Here is a 20904-nt window from a genome sequence, read left to right as displayed (position 1 = left end):
CGGGGGTCGCCGCCGAGGCTCATGTTCCCACGGCGGGCCTTTACCAGGCGTTGCGGGTCACACCTTCGACGCCCGCGATCACCTGCTCGTACGTCCCTCCCTTCCCGTTCCTCGTCGAGGACACTGGACCGCGACCACCGAGGCCTGCCTTGGCCACCTTCCGTATGGTATCTGGACCAGCCCCGCCGCGGTGCAGCGAACGGTGGGTCCCGTAGTGCCTGTTGCCTTTCGTCGCGCCCTGCCGTATCCGTCAGTCGCGCGTTAGAAGCCGTACAGGGACCACCCCCTTCGACGTCCATCGGTGCTATCAGAATGTTCACGCCCCCCGTGTCGACCACGTACACCCGGTCACCAACTCCCAGCGCTCGCGCCGTGGTCCCCGGCTAGACGTGACGGTTTGTCGTTAAATTTTACTACCCGTATCATGAATATTCCCCAGAAAAGTTTTATGCGAGCGGCCGCCGGTGCCGGGATCGATCCGGTCCAGCCCAGGGAACGGCGCAGTCAGTTGATACTGCATGGCGTCACAGCTTCAACCCGCGGTCCTGGCCACGCTCGCGCCACCGCCGGTCGGCCGCCAGGCAAGCGGGCCTGACAGGTCGGTCAGCGCGCGCAGAGAAGGCTCGAGTTGCAGCGCGGAGTCGTAAGCTCCGCTTCACTGCCCGCACGTAGCGGGGAGGCACAGCGCCGGGGCCGCGAAGTCCCCGCGGACGCGCAGTCTCCTTGAGCAATCACCAGGTCAGCGTCCCGGCACTGCGTCGGACCGCCCCGCGTGCCGGACCCGCAGCCTGCCCGCTCGGCCGTGCAGGGCGGCGACCGCCCGCCACGACGCCCACCGAGCAGCAGCGCGGCCGCCGCGACCGGAGGCCGTGAACCGTCCGTACATCCGACAACCTCCCCTCGTCGGCCGCTCCGTGCCCACCTGTGCACCCGTCTCCCGAGGGTGACGTCGTCATCTCCGTACAAGCAGAGTCGAGTTGAAATACACCTCCCTCAGCGGAGAGGGTACGCGCACAGAGCGGCGTTACCACTCACGCATCAACCGCGCAGAGCGACCGCGTCGCCCGCTGTTCGTCTAACCAGCGCGACGCCTGGCCGCCCACGACCGACCCACGTAGCACATCGGTATGACGCGACCGGGCATCTCTCGAAAAAGACACGGGGATGCTGCCGCCATGGTGACCCCAGTAGTACGCGCCGCATGAGAGCGGCCGGCTCTCGACCAGGCGAGGCTACCGTACCGGGCGCCCGCGGTCGACGACGGCGTGCGGCCATCCTTCCTCAGTCGAAACGGTGGCGATGCGCATCTACCTCCAGCTGGCGGGACCGAGGAGCTTCGCCCCTGAGACAGGCGCGAGAGAAGAACGGTCCCAGCTCTGTGACGGGCCGTGTGGAGCGAGATCCAGATGGACAGGCGTCCGCTCAGAGGACCACAGGATAGTGCGGGTCGATGTACGGTGACCGTCCGGCGAAGGCTCGCCCGCCGACTCCCGGTGTAGCCCTGGGTAGTGCGGGCCCTCGATGGCAGCTCGCGAGGGCGGGGACTTAGTGGTGCGCGCAGGCCGAGCGGTGCAGCATGATCGTCGGCCAGCTCCGCGTGCCTAGCGGCCCGGCCCGCTCACCTTCTCCACCACCAGGTATCATAAACAGGGGCAGCAGCGTAGTTGGCTTGTTGCTGTACTTGTTTCTACGCCCACCTGCGATCCTCGGGACTAGCTGCCTGGATGGCCGGCGTGGCGAGCGCGAGCTGCGAGCAGCTCGTCCCGCTCGTAGGAGTGGCGATCTCATGCGGCAGGTGGCAGCTGTAGTTGGCAGCCGCTGAGTCTGCTGCAGCAGCGGCGCACCGTGATCCGGACGCCGTCGCCGCCGGGCGCGGGACCAGGCCCGGATGGTATGATGGTACGAGTGTCGCGGGTCCAGCTCGCATCCGGCGCTCGCGACGAGTTGGATAGAACCAACCGCGACGGCGACGAAGGTCTTGTGTTAGCTGCCGACGATCGCACGTCCGCGCGCAGTGTTCACCGGCCGCCGCCGTGTGAGCCAGGTCTTGCCCACCCGGCACGTGCGGCTCTCGTCCGCGGATCTCGTACTGCTCTCGAGTCCCGACTCGACGTTCACCAGTGGCATGTGCTTGCCAGTCGTAGCGCGTAGTACGCCAGCCGCCGGTCCACGAAGACGCCGCCGCGGGCGGAATGCTGAGGATGAGTCGGGCGTAGCCGTCGTCGGCGACCATCATGCGCGACTTCGCGCACGCCCGGCCGAAGGACTGTTAGTCGAGGGTCTCGCGCGTCCTCTGGTCACGCGGATCAGGTCTCTCCTTCGCAGGGGCGGTCCGCGAGCGAAGACCGGCGCGCCGCGAGATCCTCCTCGGCGCCGCGTGGTAACGGCTTCAGTGTTCGATCCGCACGTGTCCCTGGGGTCCGCACGAACGATGACCCGGCGTCTTCTGCGTCCGTCACGGCGCCCGCTCGTGATGTCACCCCGGGCGCGCGGGCGCGGCGCGGCAGAGCGGGCGCGCGGAGGCGAGGGTGAGGTGCGAGCGGGGCGAGACGGTGAGGTCTTGACGCCGCGCTGAGCGGATGGTGCGGAGACGCATCCACGGTGACGCCCCGTCACACACCAGTTTCCCCCTCGGCGTGAGCGCTGCCGTACTCCTCCGGCAGGCCCGGCGCCGCAGGCATCGCAGCACCCGCGGCGGGCCGGGGCAGTGCGTGAACACGCGTCCGCTGCTTTTGTCGCTCCGTGCCAGCAGTGGCGCGCCACTGTCGTACCGCCCCCGCGGGTGTCACCCGGTCGGTGGCGCGTGTCGATCATCGCGCAGCTGGGCAGCCGGTACAACTCGGCGGGCGATCGCAGACGCCCAGTTACGAAGACACTCCTGCGGATGTAGTTGCTCACCACCGTAAGACGGCCTACGGCCTGACTGAGAGGAGCGAACGGCATCCGGACGCGTCAGCGTCTTCGGCACCAGCTCCGTACGACCTGACCTTCCCGGCTTCCCCTCTGGTCACCACAAGGAAGGTGCACCTGAGTGTCCGTGGTCAACGAGCTCGATCTGGTTCCGCGACGGCGATTCCCACGTCGACTGGCTGCACGCAACGCGTAGCATCACTGGACGAAAGTTGGGCTGGCCGAGACAGAACGGCGAGCTCGGCCGGTCTACGGCGTGCAGGATGGCGCTCCTGGCCGAGCGCCGGACGGCCGCTGCGGCACACTCGCCCAGATCGCCCATGTGTAACTCGTACACCCTGCGCACCCGACCGCGGACTCCCGCCGGGCATGCTCGCGTCTCGCGTGGTAACGTCGCCGCAGCTGGATCGACGATGGCGCTCGCCCCGTGCCATGCGCTCTGTTCCATGCCAGCGTCGCCTGACGGGAAGAGCTCCTCCTGCCAGCTGTACACCAGCGCATAGTGCCGACCTGTTCCTCGGGTCCACATCGTTCACCATCGCCTAGCTACGCCACCTGCTCTACCGCACCATGCATGGTCGCGCTAGCATGCCGTCTGGCCTCGATCGTGTTGGGACGACTCACTACCTGGGCCCGGCGAGCAGGGACCGCCACGTCTACGACTGAACCACGTGCGAGCGAGGTTCTTGAGACGTCACCGAACAACTCTCCCGCACGCGCCTACGAGTTCCCCACCTAGCGCGTGCGCCGGCGGACTCCCTCCTTCGAACTACAGCCGTCTCCGACGTGGAGCCTGCTCTCGACTACCGGCACCACCCGCCATCAAGCGCACGGTTGGCGTTTAGCTGCAGCGTCGGGCTGATCGGCGCAGACGGTCGACGGGAGGTTGGTGATCTTGGCCGCGGACAAACCGCGATGCCATGGCAGCAATGCGGAGACACCTAGGCCCCTCAAGGCCACCACCCTCGCCGTCCGGAGTGTTGATGGGGAGCGAGTACGGACTGTGGGGTACGCGCTGTGCACCCGCGCTTGTCCGTCCGCGCCAGGGCAGGCGACGCGCAACCATCGTCGTCACTCGCGATCCGCAGTGGCCGGGCGTGAGGGTGCGGAGCGCGCCGGACGGCGGTCCGTCCGGAGGCCCTGGCGAGTGCGGCCCGAGACCTCTCCATCTGCTTCCGCCGATTCACTTGCCCACCTTCCTCACGACCGACATCGGCACTGGGTGATCGCGGCGGCATGCGCTCTACACGCGCCACCCTCTGTGCCGCTACGCCACGGTCGCCGCTCGGTTACGCTGATATCGACCTGCGTCGATGCAGGCGAGCACGCACACAGCTCTCCTGAACTGAGCCACGCCTGGCTCGGCGTCGCGTGACGAGGGACTGGCAGGTACCCGGTTCGAGGGGCACTGCGCGTACCGCGTGCTCCGGTACAAATACTCCGGTAACACCCGATCGTCGGGCTACGTGAGTCGAGCCTTCCGGACCTCCGGACGGTGGGCCGTCCGGCATCACAGCTGCCGGACGGGACCGCACTCCGATCCTCCCACCGTCGAGGTACGGTGCGCGGCTGCCTGGTGGGGAACTCCTTGTGACTTTCCTGGGACTTCCCTGAGGCTCGGCCGACGGCGGGAAGAAGACGACGAGGGCCGTCAGGGGCCTGCGGTGACCAGGTCGGCGGGTATTCGGGCGACCCGCACGAAGAGGGCCGCTGCTGGGCGAGGGCCGGTCGCCCGGGGCACAGGCGCGCAGGGTTGTCCGGGTCGGTGACGGTGGCGGTCGGTGCGCAGGACGGAGGCGGCGGCCTCGCGCAGCCAGCGGGGTGGGTTCTCGGCCCCGGCGAACGCGGCCAGGCGGGCAGCGAAGTGCTGCTCCGGGTCGTCGAGGAGCTCCTCGTAGGGAGAGGGCCATCCGCCGGTCGGTCGGGCCAGGTGGGTCAGCTCGTCGACGCCCATGGACGACGAGCCGGGACCAGAACCCGGCGAACGCGGGCCAGCGGGAACGGGGTGCGCACATCACGAGCTCGCAGTCCACGTCACCGGCGCGAGGTGGGCGAGGTGGCCGGGGAGTGAGGTGATGTGCTCGGGGCCGAGCTCGAAGGGGGAGCTCAGGCCGAGCAGGGTCATCGCCTGGTGTGCGCAGCAGGAGCGTGCGGAAGCGATGTGACGGTGCTCATCGGACAGCGCGACGGCACGGGCCCGGGAGCGCTGGCAGAGGTGCACGAAGCGGCCTCGGGGAACATGGCGCGCAGGGCGGGGAGGAAGGCGAGCGAGGCGCCCGAGCGCTCGTGAACACCACCGAGGGTGTCTCGCTCGGCACGCTGCCGCAGTTCCTCGAGAGAGCACGCGGTACTGCCCGGGCAGCGGGCGGGCCGGCCAGGTGGGCACGGCGGCGGCCAGTTCGTCCGTGCAGCGCGTCGGGGTCGGCGGTGAGGGCGGGCAGGGTCATGTGGAGACGGTGGGGCACGCCGGTCCCGGGCCCGGAAGCGCCCGCTGCCGTACGGGTAGAGCAGTTCCGCATGGGGTACGGGGAGGCCGCGATGGCGTCGAGGGGGCGGACGGGCCCGCCCAGGACCTCCCAGAACTCGCAGGCCGTCGACCGTCCGGCCGCCGAAGCCGAGGGTGCCCCGGCAGGCGAGGGAGGTGAAGAGCTCGTTCAGGCTCAGCACGTCGGGGTGGGCCTGGAGGGCACGGAGGAGCATGGTCGACCCGCACCGGCCCGGTCCCCACGACGAAGGTGATGCTCACATGTCCCTCATGCAGCCGAATGTCGTGCGCCGATCGCGGCATGACCGTACGTCGGCCACGGGGCGGCGGAGATCACGGGCGGTGGGCCGGTAGCGGGCCGGTAAGCCCCGGACGGCGGGCCGTCGGGTCCGGTGAGGAGGGTTCAGATTCACCCGAACGGACGGCCCGGCAGGACGGTCCCGCACGTGGAGGGCCGCCCGCCGGCGAGCGAGCGGACGGCCACGGTGTCACGGCGTACACTACCCGCATGTGGCGTGGGCGCCCCCGTTTGGGGAGCAGCGAGTCGCTGACCCAGCCGTAGGTCACTGTCGTGGGAGTTGTACAGGTAGGTCCAGTGGAGCCGCTGTCGTTGCGGTGTAACACCAGTACACGAGCGTGTCCTGGTTGTCGGCCCAGCCCTTGACGGCACAGCTGGTGCTCGAACCCGATCGCATGTTGGCGGCGACACCGGCGGTCATCGTGACAAGTGGTGCCGTCGCGGTACGCACCGGCCTGACCGCACGAGGCGGTCGCCGAAGCGTCCCCACGCCGACGGCCAGACCGGCCGAGCACGGCCAGCAGCAGGCTCGTCGCCGCGGCGGCGATCCTCGCGCGTCCTGTCAATCGCATCTCTGATTCCTCCCCGTCCCACGCACTCCTTGGCGTGGACACGCAAGAATGATGGAGACCGCGACCCTCGTCAGGTAGTCCAACTCGGTCAAATCACACGCCTTTCCGGCCAGCGGAGCCGCTGTCACCAGTCCCTCGGCATTCGCCCTGCGGCAGACCCTCGTCGGCAGTTGCCGCACGGTGGCCGAGCTGTCGCACATCCAGGGGAACGCCGTACCCCGTCGGCATCGCGGACGTCGAGGTCGGCTGGTGGATCGGGTGATCAGGCGCGGGTGGCGCCGCCGTCGGCGGACGGGCTTCGCGCCCTGCCTGCAGGTTGGTCAAGTGTGCTTCCTGGGAATGGAGTTGTGCACATCGACGTTCAGGCGTCACCCCGCGCGGGGGTTTCGGGCTCCGGGTCTTGACCGTCCGTCGGGCGGCGGAGACCGTGGGTCGTATGGTGGGGGATTCCTTGGCCCGGGGTGGTTGGGCGTCGGGCGTGCTGGGGCCATTTCGTGCTGAGCCTGGGAGCGGTGACCGGTCTGGTGCTTGGTGGCGCCTGGGTGTTGAAGGTGGCCGACCGGTGGAGCGGTGGGAATCCGCCGGTCCTGTTCGTGGTCGCGGTGGCGCTCTGGATCGGTCTGGCGCGGTGCGTCTACGTGAGCCTCCGGGAGGTGGAGTCCCACGACGTGGTGGTCTTCCTGGTCCGGGCGGTCGGCGTGGTCGCCGTGCTCGGAGGTGTGGTCTTCACGCTGCTGAGCCTGTTCTGGTGGGACCGCCAGGTGCTCCACGACCGGGGGGGTCACCCTGACCGGTGTGGTCGGCCGGCACTGGGAGGTCGGGACCGGGGCGGGCCTGGACCCGGGGCCGATCCCCTACTACGACGTGGTCGGCCCCGACCGGCGCGAGCGGTGGGCCTTCTGGTCGGCGGAGGCCAAGGACCGGCCGGGGATCGGCACCCCCGTCACCATCACCGTCGACCCCGAGGAGGAGGCCCAGCCGCAGCTGGGCGGTCGCCCGGGTGCACCGCCCTGGCAGGTGGCCACGGTCGCCCGCGACGTCGCCCTCGTCAGTGCACTGGTCGTGGCCGCTTCGGGAGCCGCTGCCCGGCGATGAACGGCTCGGTGCCGGTCGTGTGTCGCGAGGACGTCCGAGCCGCGCTCGGCGGCCGGGCGGCGGCCGGGCGGCTGACGGGCGGTCACCCTCCCCGGACCCGGGGGCCCGTCGGGGTCGAAGCTGCGCTTCCTCGCCGCCGGCTCCGGAGCTTCTTCGAGCGCCGCCTCACGCTGACCACGACCTGGAAGCCGCCGTGGTCGACCTACCTGCCGTTGGCGGAGGGGTACCTGCGGCAGCGGCCCGAGCTCCCCGGCCTGCTGATCAGCCATCACCTGCGGGTGGAGGAAGCGGGATCGGCCTTCCGCCTGGCCGGGTCGAAGCACCCCGGCAGGCGCAAGGTCGTCCTCTCCGCCGAGCTCTGACCGACCCGTCACCGGTGGCTCGGCGCAGCGCGGCGCAGCACGGTGCGGGCCCGGCCGTCGGTCGGCCGGGCCCGCGCCGGAGAGCACGCCGGGGGCGCTCCTGAGGGAGGGTCAGACGGCGAGGACCTGGCCCGGGTAGATCAGGTTCGGGTCGGAGCCGACGACCTGGGCGTTCGCGGCGTAGAGGGCCTCGGTGCTGGTGCCGTTGGCGGCGGCGATGCCGCCGAGGGTGTCGCCGCTCTGCACGGTGTAGCTGCCGTCGGAGGCGGTGCCGGTGGAGGACGAGGTGCTGCTCTTCGAGGAGCTGCTGCCGGTGCCGGCGGAGGTGCCGGCGGAGGTGGAGGAGCTGGTGGCGGAGGAGCTGGTGTCCACGTTCGCGGCGGTGCCGCCCGAGGTCAGCCCGGCCACGCCGCTGCACACCGGCCAGGCGCCGGGGCCCTGGACGGCGAGGACGTTCTCGGCGATGTCGATCTGCTGGGCGCGGGTGGCCTGGTCGGCGCTGGGCGCGTACTGGGTGCCGCCGAACTCCGCCCAGGTGGACGGGGTGAACTGGAGTCCGCCGTAGAAGCCGTTGCCGGTGTTGGCGCTCCAGTCACCACTGGACTCGCACTGCGCGACCTTGTCCCAGGTGGAGGTGGTGGCGGCCGAGGCCGAGGTGGCCGTGGCGAGTCCGGCGAACGGGAGCACCGCGACGGCCAGGGCGGCCATGCCGAGACGGGCGCGCTTGGTGCGCTTGGTGACGGTGGGGGCGGTGGCGGCGGACTCGGCGGCGGCGTGACGGGTGCTCATGCGGATCCTCTCGGACGCCCCGGGCAGGCAGGCGGAACCAGGCCCCGGGGAGGGGCCGGTCCGTCCGACTAGGTCGTCGCGGTCGGTCCGGTAGGCGTCTGGCGTACCGGCTCCGACCCGCTCACCCCGGCCTGCGGCGCCGGGGTGAGCCGGTGCGCCGTGCCTCGGGGGTGAACCCGGGAAGTGCTCGTTGCACTGGTTTCGAAGCTAGGAGCGAGCTGGTGCGATCTCCAAGGGTCTCGGAGAAGTCCCAGCTCAGCGCGGTATTACCGCTGGTATCGATCACGCCGGGAGCTGATTCGCGGTCACCGTCCGGCTCCCGGGCGGCCCGCAGCAGGGCGGATTCGTGGCCCCGGTCACATCCGGGCCGCTGTGAGCCCGGGCACACGGCCACCACAGCGCTGCCCTGCGGCCACCCTGCGCGTACGTCGCGCCCCGGATGCTCATCCGCCGTTTACGGCGGGGGTGTTGGCGGCCACAGAGATGAGCGCGGCGTTAGGCACTGTCCTGGCGATCACAAGCGGAGCCAGATCAGCAGCGCCGCGGCGGTCACAGTGCCGAGGTAGACGTAGGCGCGCTTGTCGTATCTGGTCGCGACCGCGCGGAAGTTCTTCAGCTTGTTGATGGCCCGCTCAACGGTGTTGCGCTTCTCGTAGCGCTCCTTGTCGAAGCCGGGTGGTCGGCCACCGACGCGTCCGCGCCGGATGCGGCCGGCCGCCTGGTCGGCCTTCTCCGGGATGACGTGGCGGATCCCGCGTCTGCGCAGGTAGGCGCGGGTTTGGCGGTTGCTGTAGCCCTTGTCGGCGCTGACGCTGTCGGGTGTCGTGCGGGGTCAGCCGGTGGCCAGGCGGGGCACTCTGATCCGGGCCATGACGGCCTCGAACTGGGTGCAGTCGGCCTGCTGACCGGGTGTCAGGACCAGTGACAGGATCCGGCATCGGCCGTCCGCGCTCAGGTGGACCTTGGTCGTGAAGCCGCCGCGTGAGCGGCCGAGCGCCTCACCTCCCGCACCACCTCCACCAGCAGGGCGACCAGGTCCGCCCGGATCCGAGCGGACCTGACCGCTTGAGCGGAGCCCCCCTTGACTCGCGAGGACGGAGGAGGTGGTGCGTGCCGGGCGCCGGCCGCATGCTGATGCGCGCGGACCGAGGTCGAGTCCACCGACACGTCCCAGTCGATGTCCCCTGCGGCGTCCGCCTCGGCCTGCACCCGTTGGAGCAGCCGCTCCCAGGTGCCGTCCGCCGACCAGCGGCGATGCCGCTCGTGAACGGTCTTCCACGGCCCGTACCGTTCCGGCAGGTCACGCCACTGCACACCGGTGCGGATCCGGTACAGAACCCCGTTCACCACCTGCCGGTGATTCCGCCACCGGCCACAACGCCCGTTGCTCACCGGCAGGAGCGGCTCGAGCCGCTCCCACTGAGCATCCGTCAGATCACCCCTATGTCCCACAGTCCTATCAACGACTCAACTGATCGACAGGACACTGCCTAGCGGACACGGGTGGAGGGGGCGTCTTCGTCGTCCTCGTCGGGCAGGTGGACGTCGACCACGTTGATGTTCACCTCGACGACCTGAAGACCCGTCATGCGCTACACCGCGCCGACCACTTCCTCCCGGACCTCGGCGGCGATCTCGGCGATCGACACGCCGTACTCCACCACCAGGCTCCTCGGTTCCCACGTCATCGCCCGGGTCGGCCGCCGAGGCGGGTGGGGGAGGGCCTGAGCGCCGTCCGCTGCGAGCCGCGGTGGGCCGGCTTCCCAGTCGACGAGTTCGGCGCGTAGCTCGCGAAGGAGCAGGGGCGCGGTCAGAGCGGCCTCGGGCCCGCTCGACGATCCGCTGCCCGTGTCGGCGAATGCCCGGGAGCGGGCGGTGCGGACGGTGTCGTGTATGGCGGCCGGGGTCAGGGCCGTGGCGGCGGTGAGGAAGGAGAGGGGCTCGTCGGGGCCAGTGGTACCTGTGGGAGGGGTGGGTGGCGTCGCGCCTCAGGTGTCACCTTCTAGGTGACATGGCTGTTTGTCATCGGATGGATGACATGCTACAAAAGTCTCAGGTGAAGCGCACTGGCTGCCCAAGCCCGACCACCTGGAGGTGTTTTCCGATGCTGATGCGCACCGACCCCTTCCGTGAGCTGGACCGGCTCACCCAGCAGTTCATCAACTCGACCGGCACCTGGTCGCGTCCGACCCCGATGCCGCTGGACGCCTACCGTGCCGGTGACGAGTACGTGATCTGCTTCGACCTGCCCGGGGTGGACCCGGGAGCGATCGACATCGACGTCGAGCGCAACATGCTGACCGTCAAGGCCGAGCGCCGTCCCCGCCGTGAGGGCGAGGGCGTGAAGTGGGAGCTCGCCGAGCGCCCGCTCGGCGTCTTCTCGCGGCAGATCATGCTCTCCGACACCCTCGACCCCGAGGGGATCAGCGCCGACTACGACGCCGGCGTGCTCACCCTGAAGATCCCGGTCGCGGAGAAGGCCAAGCCCCGCAAGATCACCATCGGTCACAGCGCCGGCCGCAAGCAGATCCGGGCCTAGCCTCCGAAGCTGTTCCGCGCCGCCTCAATTCCCCCCGGGGGCGGCGCGGAACACCCCTCAACTCACGCCTCCCTGACCAGACGTGAACGGCCGCGGCCACGGCCCGGCAGAGGGAGAAGAGCGATGCCGCAGCGCACTTCCGCGCCCGCACCGCTGAGGTCCGGTGGCGAGATCGACCTCGCCACCGCCCCCGCACTGCGCCGCGCCCTGACCGACGCCCTGCGTGAGCACCACGTCGTCGTGCTCGACCTCTCGCAGGTCACCTTCATGGACTGTGTCGGCCTCGGCGCGCAGGTCGCGGCCGCGGGCGACGCTCACCGGCAGGGAAGGCGGCTCGTCCTGCGCGCGCCGGCAGCCCGCGTGAGCCGGCTGCTGCGTCTGACCGGCACCGACCGGACCCTGGCGGTCGAGCCCTGACCGGGCCGACCCCTCAACCGCCCCTGAATACCCAGCAGGAGAGGTCATGACCCTGCGATGGAGCGCGTTCTTGGACGAGGTCCGAGTACGCGGCGAATACGACACCCCCGAGGAGGCCGAGCGCGCCGCCCGGGTCGTGATGGGCCTGCTCGGCGCCCACCTGGCGGGCGAGGTCCGCGCCCACCTGGCCGCCCGGCTGCCGGTCACCCTGACCCTGGTGCTGCTGAATCCGCTGCAGGCGGTCGAGCCGCTCACCCCCGAGCGGTTCGTGCGCGCCACCGCCGCCTGGATCGAGGGCGCCACCGAAGCCACCGCCCTGTGGGACGTCGGCGCGGTGCTCAGCACCGTCGCCGACGCCGCCGGCGACCAGCTCACCGAACGCGTCCTGCTCCAACTCCCGCCCGGCTACGACCTGCTCTTTGGCCGGCCCCAGCCCGGTCACCGCCCCTGACCGCTCCGTCCGCCGTTCCAGGAGGGCCACCGCCATGAACCGGCACCGCCACCTCATCGAGCAGATCCGCGCCAACGGCCACTATCCCACCAGCCAGGAAGCCGAGAGCGTCCTCGCGGCCGTCCTGAGTGTTCTCGGCGGCCAGCTCACAGGCGACGAACGCAGCGCGCTGGCAGCGGTCCTGCCCGAGTGCGACCGCGCTCTGTTCGTTTCCCAGATTCCCATGCCCGAGGCGGTCACCGGGGCCGGCTTCGTCGAAGTCGTCGCCCGCACCCTGGGCACCACCCACGCCACCGCCCGCTGGGACACCTCCTCGGTCCTGGCCGCCCTCGCCGACCTCGCCGGTGACCGGCTCACTGACCGCGTCCTCGCCCACCTGCCGAGCGGCTACGCGCTGCTGTTCGGCAGGGCCGACCTCGCGGCCGCGGCCTGAGCCCCTGCCTCTGCCGCCGCCCGGCGGGCGCCGGGCGGCGGCAGAGGACGTCGTGGAGCACGCGGTGCCCGCGCTGATGGAGAACCCGGAGTGCATCGCTGTCCTGGACGCGCTGGATGCCGACGGCGACGGCAAGTGCACGGTCGGAGACCTGTAGCGGGGCCCTGGACTGACGCTCCCCGAGTGCTGAGCCCCGGTCGTCTACCGGGAGCGCCGCGGCCTGCCGCGCCCACGCCCGCGCTGGCCCGCGCCGAGGGCGGAGCTGAGTGCGGGCAGGTCGGCGAGGGTGGCCTGTTCTGCGAAGCGTGCCAGGAGCCGGCGCAGCGTCCGTTCGTCGTGGTCGTGGACGGCCTCAGCGAGGGCGGCCAGCAGGGACTCACCCGTATGGGGGCGGGCATGCGTCCTGCCGACCTGCCCCTGGCCTCCTCCACCGTTCACCCTCCCGCGCATTGTCCCAGCTCACGTGAGGCGCCTTCCGCCCCGCACGCGGGCCGAAGACTATCTCCCACCCGAACACCGAAAAATCTATGCTGGCCGGAGTAGACATTGGCACGGGGTGTGGTTAGTGTTTCTCTCGTAGCCAGAAGTCAGAAAGGCCCGCCAGACACGAACTGGCGGGAGCAGTAAGGAAGTTCGCAAGTCTCGGCACGGTTGTGGGGTTCTGGAGCCAGGGTTGGTGCAGTACGGCGACAGGACCGGCGGCCGGGCCGGGCAGCCCGCAGTGATCAGGGGCTGCCACCAGCGGTACCGCAGTTGGTGAAGAAGCAGTACGGGCAGTACCGAGCTGCACGCCGGGCAGGTGGGTGTGCTGCAGGAGATGCGGTACGGCAGCGGAGTTCCGGAGCCACGGCAGGTGCAGGACGGTGACGGGACTGGCAGCCGTACCAGGTGGCCCGCAGTGATCAGGGGCCACCGGAAGGCGGTACCGCGGCAAGCGCAGGTGCAGTCGATTCGCAGTCACCAGTGGTTGCAGGAGGCAGGATCTCAGCAAAGGCGCCGGACTGCGGGCGCGCGTGCTGGGAAGTCCGTGCAGTGGGGTTCCAAGCCGAGCAGGACATGTAGGACGGGCGACGGGGCTGGCTGCCGGACGAGGTGGTGGGCCGGGATGGCCACCACAGCAGTACAGGCAGGTACGCAGTATCAGCAGGTGGCAGTACAGCAGTTCGCAGGATGTCAGTTGACGCAGAGGAAGAACGGAGGGCGCTAGCACCATCAGGATCGCCCGGCCCGTGAGATGAGCAGTCCTCGTCCGGGCGGACACCGCAGACCCCTCAGCTACGAAGGACGGTGGTTTCCGGTCACGCATACGCGATCCCCGCAGTCATCCTCTTCGGAGGAGCCGCGGACACAAGGACCGGCCCAGGGCCGGTAGATGGTGAAGTTCCCCTTCGGGGCCCCGGAGCCGCAATGGCGCCGGGGCCCCTCCACGCGTTCCCGAACAGGTAACAGAGAGAGGTGCAGTGACCACGACCACCAACCGGCCGGACACCCCCGACAGCGTCAGTTCCTTCGACGACGACGACTACCCCGCCTACACCATGGGCCGCGCCGCCGCGATGACCGGCACCACCGCCGGCTTCCTACGCTCCCTCGGCGAACAGGGCCTCATCACCCCACTGCGCTCCGACGGCGGACACCGCCGCTTCTCCCGCTACCAACTGCGGCTCGCGATGCGCGCCCGCGACCTCGTCGACCAAGGCACCGCCATCGACGCCGCCTGCCGCATCATCATCCTCGAGGACCAGCTCGAAGAAGCCCTGCGCATCAACGAACAACTCCGCCGAGCCCAGCACGGCCAGGAACCCGACGCCGACACCTGACCCACCTGACGATCCAGCGAGACCGGCCCGCGGTGAGCGACACGTGCCCACCGCCGGCCGCGCAGAACTCCATCTGCCGCACCGCCCCGGGTGACGCCGCTGCCCGCAGGAAGCTGCTGGAGCGGGCGTAGCGCCCGGAGGCAGGGCGGAGGCTGTCGGCGGGTGGTGGCGGGGGTGGGTTCAGAGGCTGAGGAGGCCGATGGCGTGGCCGTCGTGGTCGACGACCGGCCACACGGTCAGGCCCCGGGCGCGCATGGCGGCGGCTGCGGTGGTGGCGGGCATGTCGGCGGCGGCGAAAGGGCCTTGGCCGAGGACGAGGTCGCGTACCGGGGTCCGTGCGGCGGACCTGGAGCCGGCCCGGAAGGGGGCGAGGTGGGCGCGGGTCAGCAGGCCCGCGCAGCGGCCCTCGTCGTCGCGGACCAGCAGGTGGTCGGCGCCGGAGCCGTGCAGGATGTGGATCGCGACGTCGATCATGACGTCGTCGCTGATCTGGAGCTCGGGGCCGGTCATCAGGTCGCGGACCGTGGTGGTGGCGGGACGTTCGAGGGCGACGGTCATGGGCGGACTCCTTGGTGGTCGCTTCCGCCGGGGGCCGGCGGCGTGGGGGTGCTGACGGCGGCGTGTTCCGCCGGGGCGGGCCCGCACCGCTGGGTGGCGGTCGGGCCCGTCACCGGGACCTAGGCGGCGAGGGTGACGCGTCGGGGCGCCCGGCGGCGGCCGGAGGAGCCCTGGCCGACGCGTCCCGCGGTGGTCGCGCCGGCGGCGCCGACGGCTTGGGTGGGGCGCCTGCGCCGGTTGCGGCTCTTGGCCGCGCTGCGGCTCGGACGCTCGACGGCGGGGACGGCGATCACGGTGGGGATGCCGGTGGGCACCCGGGCGCCGGTGATGCGGGCCAGGTCCTCGTCGCCTGCGCTGACCCGGGTGGTGACGGGGGTGATGGCGGCGGTGGTCATCATCCGGTCCATCGCGCGGCGCTGGTTGGGCAGCACCAGGGTGACGACGGTGCCGGACTCGCCGGCCCGGGCGGTGCGCCCGCCGCGGTGGAGGTAGTCCTTGTGGTCGGTGGGCGGGTCGAGGTTGACGACCAGGTCGAGGCCGTCGATGTGGATGCCGCGGGCGGCGACGTTGGTGGCGATCAGCGCGGTCACCGCTCCGGTGCGGAACTGCTCCAGGGTGCGGGTGCGCTGCGGTTGGGACTTGCCGCCGTGCAGGGCTGCGGCCTTGACGCCGTTGGCGAGGAGGTCCCGGACCAGGCGGTCCGCGCCGTGCTTGGTGTCGGCGAACATGATCACCCCGCCGTCGCGCGAGGCGATGTGGGCGATGGTGGCGTCCTTGTCGTGGCGCTGGACGTGCAGAACGTGGTGCTCCATGGTGCTGACCGCCCCGGCCGAAGGATCCACCGAGTGGGTGACCGGGTCCTTGAGGAAGCGCCGCACCAGGCGGTCGACGTTGCGGTCCAGCGTGGCGGAGAACAGCATGGTCTGGCCGCCCTCGGCGACCTGGTCGAGGAGCTCGGTGACCTGCGGCAGGAAGCCCATGTCGGCCATCTGGTCCGCCTCGTCCAGCACCGTGACCGCGACCCGGTCCAGCCGGCAGTCGCCTCGCTGGATCAGGTCCTTGAGCCGGCCCGGGGTGGCCACCACCACCTCCGCGCCGTGCCTCAGGGCGTGGGCCTGGCGGCCGATCGACATCCCGCCCACCACGGCCGCCATCCGCAGCCGCACCGCGTGGGCGAACGGGGTCAGCGCCTCGGTCACCTGCTGCGCCAGTTCACGGGTGGGCACCAGGACCAGCGCGAGTGGACGGCGCGGCTCGGCCCGCGCCCCGGCGGTGCGGGCCAGCACGGCGAGACCGAACGCGATGGTCTTGCCGGACCCGGTGCGGCCCCGGCCGAGCACGTCACGTCCTGCCAGTGAGTTCGGGAGGGTGGCGGCCTGGATCGGGAACGGGGCCGTGACGCCCTGGGCGGTCAGCACCGACAGCAGGGCCATCGGCAGCGCCAGGTCCTCGAAGGCCTCCACCGGCGGCAGCGGCGGAGTGGTGCTCACCGGCATCGCGAACTCCCCGTGCACGGCGACACCCTGACGGCCCGTCGGGCCGGACGGACGCCGGCCCGCGCCGGAGGGCCGGTCGCCGTAGAAGGAGCTGCCGCCGGAGCGGGAGGAGGCCGAGGTCCGGGAGCCGGCGTTCTGGTACGGGGAGCGGCTGGAGTGGTTCATGCGGGAGACCTTCCTGGGGCGGCACGTCGCGCGGCGGCTCCGCAGCGCGAGGCGCCGGCTGGAGACCGTGGGGAACGGGCCGAACGTGTGGGGCGGGGCGTGGACGGTGAGACCGTGCGGCACGTCACCTCAGGCCGGCGCTCACCGCGCAGGGCGGGAGCAGCGATCCTCGCACCGTGAGATCTCACGGCAGGGCGGCGATCCGGACGCGGCGCTGTTCGTCTCGCGTGGGGAGGCCGCCGGTGGCGGAGCCAGGAGGCCGAAGCGGCCGGGGGCTGTACGTGGTGGAGCAATGCCGAAGGGCCCGCACCGGGCAACGTGTACGCGGTGCGGGCCCCTCGCTGCTGGGCGGGTGCCGTGGCAGATGTACTACAGCGGGCGAATGTTCTCGGCCTGCGGGCCCTTCTGGCCCTGCGTGACGTCGAACTCGACCTTCTGGCCCTCGAGCAGCTCACGGAAGCCGTTGGCGTTGATGTTCGAGTAGTGGGCGAAGACGTCAGCGCCGCCACCGTCCTGCTCGATGAAGCCGAAGCCCTTTTCCGAGTTGAACCACTTCACAGTGCCATTAGCCATAAAGAAATCTCCTTCAAGGGGCTGTCCGGAGCGTGCACCGTGCTCGCTCCGAGTCGCCGCGATGAGCACCCACCCGGGGAAGAGCCGGGAAACAGAAAATGCGCCTGCGATACATCAGCAGGCGCACACAAAGTTCATGGGAACCACTACTGCAACTAAGGCGACTGTAGCAGGGTCAGACCCCCAGCGGGCGGAATTTCCACCCCTGGTTTCGCGCCTGCCCTTCACGCGCCCTGTCGACCGCAAGGTCACAGGGCCTTCAACATGCCACGCCAGAAGGATGGTTGGGCGTGCATCGCACCTCATGCGCGTGCCGGCTACCTGTCCGCCCTGCAGGGCGAATCACCCGACCGCCGGACACCGCCGCATCCAGAGGGGCGACGCGAAGTCCACCGGAACCGCCGCCGATCATGGCGGGGCGGTGCGCACGAAATTTCCGCCGCAGTCCGCAGGGAGATTTCACGAAGAGGGCACGTGCCCACGATCTTCGGCGCGTGCTGCAAGAAACGCCGAACTATGCAGCAGTGCGCTGCGTCCTGCCCGCCAGCCCCTCGAAGGCCCGGATAGAAGCGCCACCACGACCAGTACGGCCTCGGCCGTGCCATCGGGGTCGCAGGCGGTGGCGACATCGCGGTGCTCGTCGACTTCGGATCGCGCCGCGAACGCATCACTCCACCCTCTGTCGAGATGTCCGAACTCCGAGGCAGGAGGCGTCAGGTCGTCCGCTGTGAACACCGCAGCCCGTACCGTGCATCGAGTGGACGGTGCGGGCCGACGCGCTCTCCGGGGCATGCGGCATGCCGCCATCGAGTCCATCTGCGCGGTGCTCTCCCGCCAGGGGTCGGCCCCACCCTCCAGGCCCGCCGTCCCGCCGACGCCGCCGGGCGGACCGAGTCCAGCGGCATCTGCGGACCGCCACCGCGTAGGGCCGGACGCGTGTCCGGCGAAGGCACCCGCCGGGTTCGCCGCCCAGAGCTGTGGGGACACGGACGCGATGTTCTATCCTGTCCGCCATGTCGAACCCAGACAGGCTGCTCGTCGACATCGCCGCGATGGTGGAGTCCGAGCACAGCAACCAGATGTCCCTGACCGTGGTGGTTCCCGGAGCTGTGATCACCGGCAGGCTCGCACCGGTGACCCTGTGGTGGGAACGTGTGGCGGAGGTCCTCCAGGCGTCGGAGCACCTGAAGCCGTTCGCCGCCCTCTTCGCACCGTCCGCCGACGGCCCGCCCGTACAGCCCACCCACCTCCACCTCCACCGGGCGAAGATCCTTCAGGGTGACTTCGCGCTGCCTCACACCGGCGGCATGTACCGCATCGCCATCGAGGACATCAGCAGTTGGACCATCGGCGACCTCGGCTACTCCGACGCCCCGTAGCCGCGGCAGGCCGGCCGAGAGGCCCCGATCCGCGGACCCGCCGCGGCGCGAGTGGCCGGCCCGCGCCGACGGGCGCGACGCTCGCACCGCGGTCTCCGCTGGGCCCTCGGCCTCGTCCTTCACCGTGGCAGCGGCCGAGGCCCGGCAGAGAGTAGCCTGGGCATCACCGAAGGCACTTCGCATGCCGGCACCGGACACTGGCGTCGTCTCCGGCGAACGGCTATCCCGGAGTCGGCCTCGAGCCGGGTTCGGAGACAGGTCTTCGGTCATGACTGCTCTACCCGATCGTGCGACGACGTCTGCCATTCCAGAGTCCCGTCTGCGGCTGTCCATGGCGCCGATCGGCGTGAGGGCCGGACGGCTGGACGGGGCCTGGTGGCCCCGGTCTCGTGACCTTCTTCTCGAACTCCCTTCCCTGGCAGCCGAGATCGACAAGCGGTGGGGCCGGATCACCCGGATCACCGTGAACCCCGCACAGTGGCCCCTCGTCCCGCGGCGGATCCCGGTCGCGGGCCACACCGTCCACGCGGGCTGGTTCACCGCCGAGCAGGACGAGCACACGATCATGGTCTGCTCGTACGCACCCCGCCGGCTGAACCTCCTCGTCGTCCCGCCGCAGACGGATGCCGCCGTCGCCACCCGGCTGATGGCCGAGGCCGCCGACCCTGCGAGCACCAGGACCGCGAGCGAGCTGCTCGCGGCGGCGCGGGCCGCGGACGGGGCGGGGGCGGACGCCCGTGCCGACTTCCTGCCGTCGGCGGACGCGCCCCCCGACGGCATTGGCGAGGACGACCGGCGAGCCGCTCCCGTCCGGGGCCGGGCCACCTCCTGGCCGGCACCCGCGTAGGTCGACCCCGCCACCCCGCGAGAGCAGCTCGCAGACCTCAGCGAGGACGAGGACGAAGGCCTCGGCGACTCGGAGGAGCGGGATGACGATCACACCGATGAGCACAGCGGGCGCTACCGTCAACGCTTCACCCAGCTGGTGCTCGACGCCGCAACCGCCTCGAACACCTCAGGCTCGGCCGGTGCCACCGCAGTCGCGCAGGACCACCTAGGGCCTACCGTGCACGCGATCGGCGCCGGCGCGCAGTACCCGCTTCCCCTCGCTCAACTGACCGACCGTGGGCGCCTCGGCCGGTCGTCCATCACGCCGAGCAGTCGCCGCGCGGAGTTCCGAGGACCTGCCGCGAGGACGTCCTCGGCTACGGTCCGGTTCGACTCCAAGCCACCGGTCAGCAGGTGCGCCAGGGCCGTGCCGATCGTGACCACGCTTGCGCCGTTGGGGTCGAGTACGAGCCCGAGGCCGGAGCGTTCGACGTCGTGGGCGATCGCGAACTGGTCGCTGGAGAACGGGAGGACGAGCGCGGGCACACCCGCTGCGAGGCACTCGGTGAAGGAGTTGTTGCCGCCGTGGTGGACCATGGCGGCGCAGTGGCCGAGGAGGGCCTGCTGCGGGACGGTGTCGGCGAGGTGGAGCCGTGCCGGGGAGGCCGCGGCGAGGACCGGGCTCCGGGAGAGTTCGGGCACCCGGTCGCCGGCCGCGACGATCACGGACGCGTCGGTGTGGGTCAGCACCGCTTCGGCGACGGCGGTGAGGACGTCGTGGCGGGCGGACAGGAATGTGCCGAAGGCGACCAGCACCACGGGCCGACCGCCCGAGGCCAGCCTGGCGACGACGGCCTGCCAGGTCTCGTCCAGTCCCGGTCGGGGGAGCGTCTCGGTGCAGTGGCCCGCGTAGATCGCGGCGGGCCCGGCGGGAGCGGCCGGCAGGTCCGGCAGGCGCGGGTAGTTGAAGACGACGGCCCGTGAGGAGCAGAGCGCGAAAGCTCGCTCCACCTCGGGCAGGTGGGGTGCGTGCCTGTCGGCGACCTCACGGAACGCGGCGGTGAAGGCCCGGTCGTTGTCCTCCGCTGCTGTTCGCAGCACCTCGATGTCCTCGAGAGGCGGGCGCAGAGCCGCGGGCCAGGCCCAGGGGAGCCCGAAGTAGGCGTTTGGCCGGGTCGGGAGGTAGCTGGGGTGGCCGGGGCAGAACGTCGCGTAGGGCAGTTCGAGGCAGTGCATGGCCAGGGTCACGGGGTAGCTGAGCTGGTCGACCAGGTACCAGTCCGGTGCGAGCCGTCGGTCCGTCGCGCGTACGGCCTCCAGGACGAGGTCGGGGTCGGGGAGCATGTCCGCCGCCCGGTGACGCGCCTGGGTGAGCAGCGTGGGGATCGCCCCGTCGCGGGTCGCGTCGAGGAACTCCCGCAGCCGGGCGCTCTCCGACCCTGCCTGCACGGTCCGCTCGGCGACACCGGTGTTGGCATTGCGGGTGACGGTGAGCTCGGCGAAGCCCAGGCCGTGCCGGTCGGCCAGGTCGGCGAAGGCCGGTGCGCACGCCAGGGTCACCTCGGCGCCCTCCTCGCGCAGGGCCGCGCCGAGGACGCTCAGGGGCGCGGCGTGCGAGCGGAACGGGGGGCTGACCACGACGACTCGGGGCACGTCATCCTCCAGGCTCGGCGGCATCGGCGACGCCCGGTGGATCGACCGGGCGTGCCGCTCCCGATCGTGGCACGTGGAGAC

The 20904-nt window shown here is 71.0% G+C and carries 15 protein-coding genes and 2 pseudogenes; 9 read left to right on the top strand and 8 right to left on the bottom strand.

The window, feature by feature from the left end; translation table 11 throughout:
• Positions 1–4561: 4561 nt before the first annotated feature.
• Entirely contained in the window at positions 4562–4864 is a 303-nt protein-coding gene (locus tag ABD946_RS36005) for a hypothetical protein (RefSeq protein ID WP_345289890.1), read from the bottom strand.
• Positions 4865–7060: 2196 nt separating this feature from the next.
• On the opposite strand from ABD946_RS36005, the gene ABD946_RS36000 reads away from it, so the two are divergent.
• A complete protein-coding gene (locus tag ABD946_RS36000; RefSeq protein WP_345289889.1) occupies positions 7061–7360 on the top strand; it encodes a hypothetical protein in 300 nt (99 codons plus the stop codon).
• Positions 7361–7368: 8 nt separating this feature from the next.
• A complete protein-coding gene (locus ABD946_RS35995; protein WP_345289887.1) occupies positions 7369–7722 on the top strand; it encodes a hypothetical protein in 354 nt (117 codons plus the stop codon).
• A 111-nt stretch (positions 7723–7833) separates the two neighbouring features.
• On the opposite strand, the gene ABD946_RS35990 is transcribed toward ABD946_RS35995, so the two are convergent.
• From ABD946_RS35990 to ABD946_RS35980, 3 genes and pseudogenes are all read right to left on the bottom strand, one after another.
• Positions 7834–8511 (bottom strand): LysM peptidoglycan-binding domain-containing protein, encoded by a 678-nt coding sequence (locus ABD946_RS35990; RefSeq protein WP_345289886.1) that lies wholly within the window; start codon positions 8509–8511, stop codon positions 7834–7836.
• 514 nt (positions 8512–9025) lie between these two features.
• Positions 9026–9963 (bottom strand): annotated as a pseudogene (locus ABD946_RS35985) (IS5 family transposase).
• Between the two features lie 38 nt (positions 9964–10001).
• Positions 10002–10172, bottom strand: a pseudogene (locus ABD946_RS35980) (Asp23/Gls24 family envelope stress response protein); the annotation flags it as partial.
• Positions 10173–10615: 443 nt separating this feature from the next.
• Here ABD946_RS35980 and ABD946_RS35975 point away from each other — a divergent pair.
• The 5 genes from ABD946_RS35975 to ABD946_RS35955 all read left to right on the top strand — a co-directional run bounded on the left by ABD946_RS35975 (position 10616) and on the right by ABD946_RS35955 (position 14171).
• Complete coding sequence (locus ABD946_RS35975) at positions 10616–11050, top strand: Hsp20/alpha crystallin family protein (RefSeq protein WP_345289885.1); 435 nt, start codon at positions 10616–10618, stop codon at positions 11048–11050.
• A 123-nt stretch (positions 11051–11173) separates the two neighbouring features.
• Positions 11174–11467 (top strand): STAS domain-containing protein, encoded by a 294-nt coding sequence (locus tag ABD946_RS35970; protein WP_345289884.1) that lies wholly within the window; start codon positions 11174–11176, stop codon positions 11465–11467.
• Between the two features lie 46 nt (positions 11468–11513).
• Complete coding sequence (locus ABD946_RS35965) at positions 11514–11918, top strand: DUF2267 domain-containing protein (RefSeq protein ID WP_345289883.1); 405 nt, start codon at positions 11514–11516, stop codon at positions 11916–11918.
• A 34-nt stretch (positions 11919–11952) separates the two neighbouring features.
• Entirely contained in the window at positions 11953–12351 is a 399-nt protein-coding gene (locus tag ABD946_RS35960; protein WP_345289881.1) for a DUF2267 domain-containing protein, read from the top strand.
• Positions 12352–13889: 1538 nt separating this feature from the next.
• Positions 13890–14171 (top strand): helix-turn-helix domain-containing protein, encoded by a 282-nt coding sequence (locus ABD946_RS35955; RefSeq protein ID WP_345289901.1) that lies wholly within the window; start codon positions 13890–13892, stop codon positions 14169–14171.
• Between the two features lie 180 nt (positions 14172–14351).
• Here the strand turns inward: ABD946_RS35955 and ABD946_RS35950 are convergent, their stop codons facing one another.
• The 3 genes from ABD946_RS35950 to ABD946_RS35940 form a co-directional block, all read right to left on the bottom strand.
• Positions 14352–14729 carry a CBS domain-containing protein gene (locus tag ABD946_RS35950; RefSeq protein ID WP_345289880.1) on the bottom strand — a complete coding sequence of 126 codons (378 nt, stop codon included), beginning with the start codon at positions 14727–14729 and terminating at the stop codon, positions 14352–14354.
• Between the two features lie 119 nt (positions 14730–14848).
• The gene (locus ABD946_RS35945) at positions 14849–16390 is read right to left on the bottom strand and encodes a DEAD/DEAH box helicase (protein ID WP_345289879.1); all 1542 of its coding nucleotides are present in this window, start codon (positions 16388–16390) and stop codon (positions 14849–14851) included.
• 369 nt (positions 16391–16759) lie between these two features.
• Positions 16760–16963 carry a cold-shock protein gene (locus tag ABD946_RS35940; RefSeq protein ID WP_280697877.1) on the bottom strand — a complete coding sequence of 68 codons (204 nt, stop codon included), beginning with the start codon at positions 16961–16963 and terminating at the stop codon, positions 16760–16762.
• 1013 nt (positions 16964–17976) lie between these two features.
• Here ABD946_RS35940 and ABD946_RS35935 point away from each other — a divergent pair.
• Entirely contained in the window at positions 17977–18342 is a 366-nt protein-coding gene (locus tag ABD946_RS35935; protein WP_345289877.1) for a hypothetical protein, read from the top strand.
• A 331-nt stretch (positions 18343–18673) separates the two neighbouring features.
• On the top strand, positions 18674–19189 hold the full coding sequence (locus ABD946_RS35930; RefSeq protein ID WP_345289875.1) for a DUF5994 family protein: 516 nt from the start codon (positions 18674–18676) through the stop codon (positions 19187–19189).
• Between the two features lie 263 nt (positions 19190–19452).
• Here ABD946_RS35930 and ABD946_RS35925 read toward each other — a convergent pair whose 3' ends face one another.
• The gene (locus ABD946_RS35925; RefSeq protein WP_345289874.1) at positions 19453–20823 is read right to left on the bottom strand and encodes a glycosyltransferase; all 1371 of its coding nucleotides are present in this window, start codon (positions 20821–20823) and stop codon (positions 19453–19455) included.
• Positions 20824–20904: the final 81 nt, after the last annotated feature.

This window comes from Kitasatospora albolonga (genome assembly GCF_039535905.1).
In the GTDB taxonomy this organism is placed as follows: Bacteria; Actinomycetota; Actinomycetes; order Streptomycetales; family Streptomycetaceae; genus Kitasatospora; species Kitasatospora albolonga.
This window is presented reverse-complemented; position numbering and strand designations above follow the sequence as displayed.

What these genes read in the sequence shown, in the direction of transcription:
- ABD946_RS35940 (WP_280697877.1), bottom strand. Translation starts at nt 16,963, where the DNA reads ATGGCTAATGGCACTGTGAAGTGGTTCAACTCGGAAAAGGGCTTCGGC.
- ABD946_RS35960 (WP_345289881.1), top strand. Translation starts at nt 11,953, where the DNA reads ATGAACCGGCACCGCCACCTCATCGAGCAGATCCGCGCCAACGGCCAC.
- ABD946_RS35970 (WP_345289884.1), top strand. Translation starts at nt 11,174, where the DNA reads ATGCCGCAGCGCACTTCCGCGCCCGCACCGCTGAGGTCCGGTGGCGAG.
- ABD946_RS36005 (WP_345289890.1), bottom strand. Translation starts at nt 4,864, where the DNA reads ATGGGCGTCGACGAGCTGACCCACCTGGCCCGACCGACCGGCGGATGG.
- ABD946_RS35975 (WP_345289885.1), top strand. Translation starts at nt 10,616, where the DNA reads ATGCTGATGCGCACCGACCCCTTCCGTGAGCTGGACCGGCTCACCCAG.
- ABD946_RS35930 (WP_345289875.1), top strand. Translation starts at nt 18,674, where the DNA reads ATGGCGCCGATCGGCGTGAGGGCCGGACGGCTGGACGGGGCCTGGTGG.
- ABD946_RS35990 (WP_345289886.1), bottom strand. Translation starts at nt 8,511, where the DNA reads ATGAGCACCCGTCACGCCGCCGCCGAGTCCGCCGCCACCGCCCCCACC.
- ABD946_RS35955 (WP_345289901.1), top strand. Translation starts at nt 13,890, where the DNA reads ATGGGCCGCGCCGCCGCGATGACCGGCACCACCGCCGGCTTCCTACGC.
- ABD946_RS35945 (WP_345289879.1), bottom strand. Translation starts at nt 16,390, where the DNA reads ATGAACCACTCCAGCCGCTCCCCGTACCAGAACGCCGGCTCCCGGACC.
- ABD946_RS35965 (WP_345289883.1), top strand. Translation starts at nt 11,514, where the DNA reads ATGACCCTGCGATGGAGCGCGTTCTTGGACGAGGTCCGAGTACGCGGC.
- ABD946_RS35935 (WP_345289877.1), top strand. Translation starts at nt 17,977, where the DNA reads ATGTCGAACCCAGACAGGCTGCTCGTCGACATCGCCGCGATGGTGGAG.
- ABD946_RS35950 (WP_345289880.1), bottom strand. Translation starts at nt 14,729, where the DNA reads ATGACCGTCGCCCTCGAACGTCCCGCCACCACCACGGTCCGCGACCTG.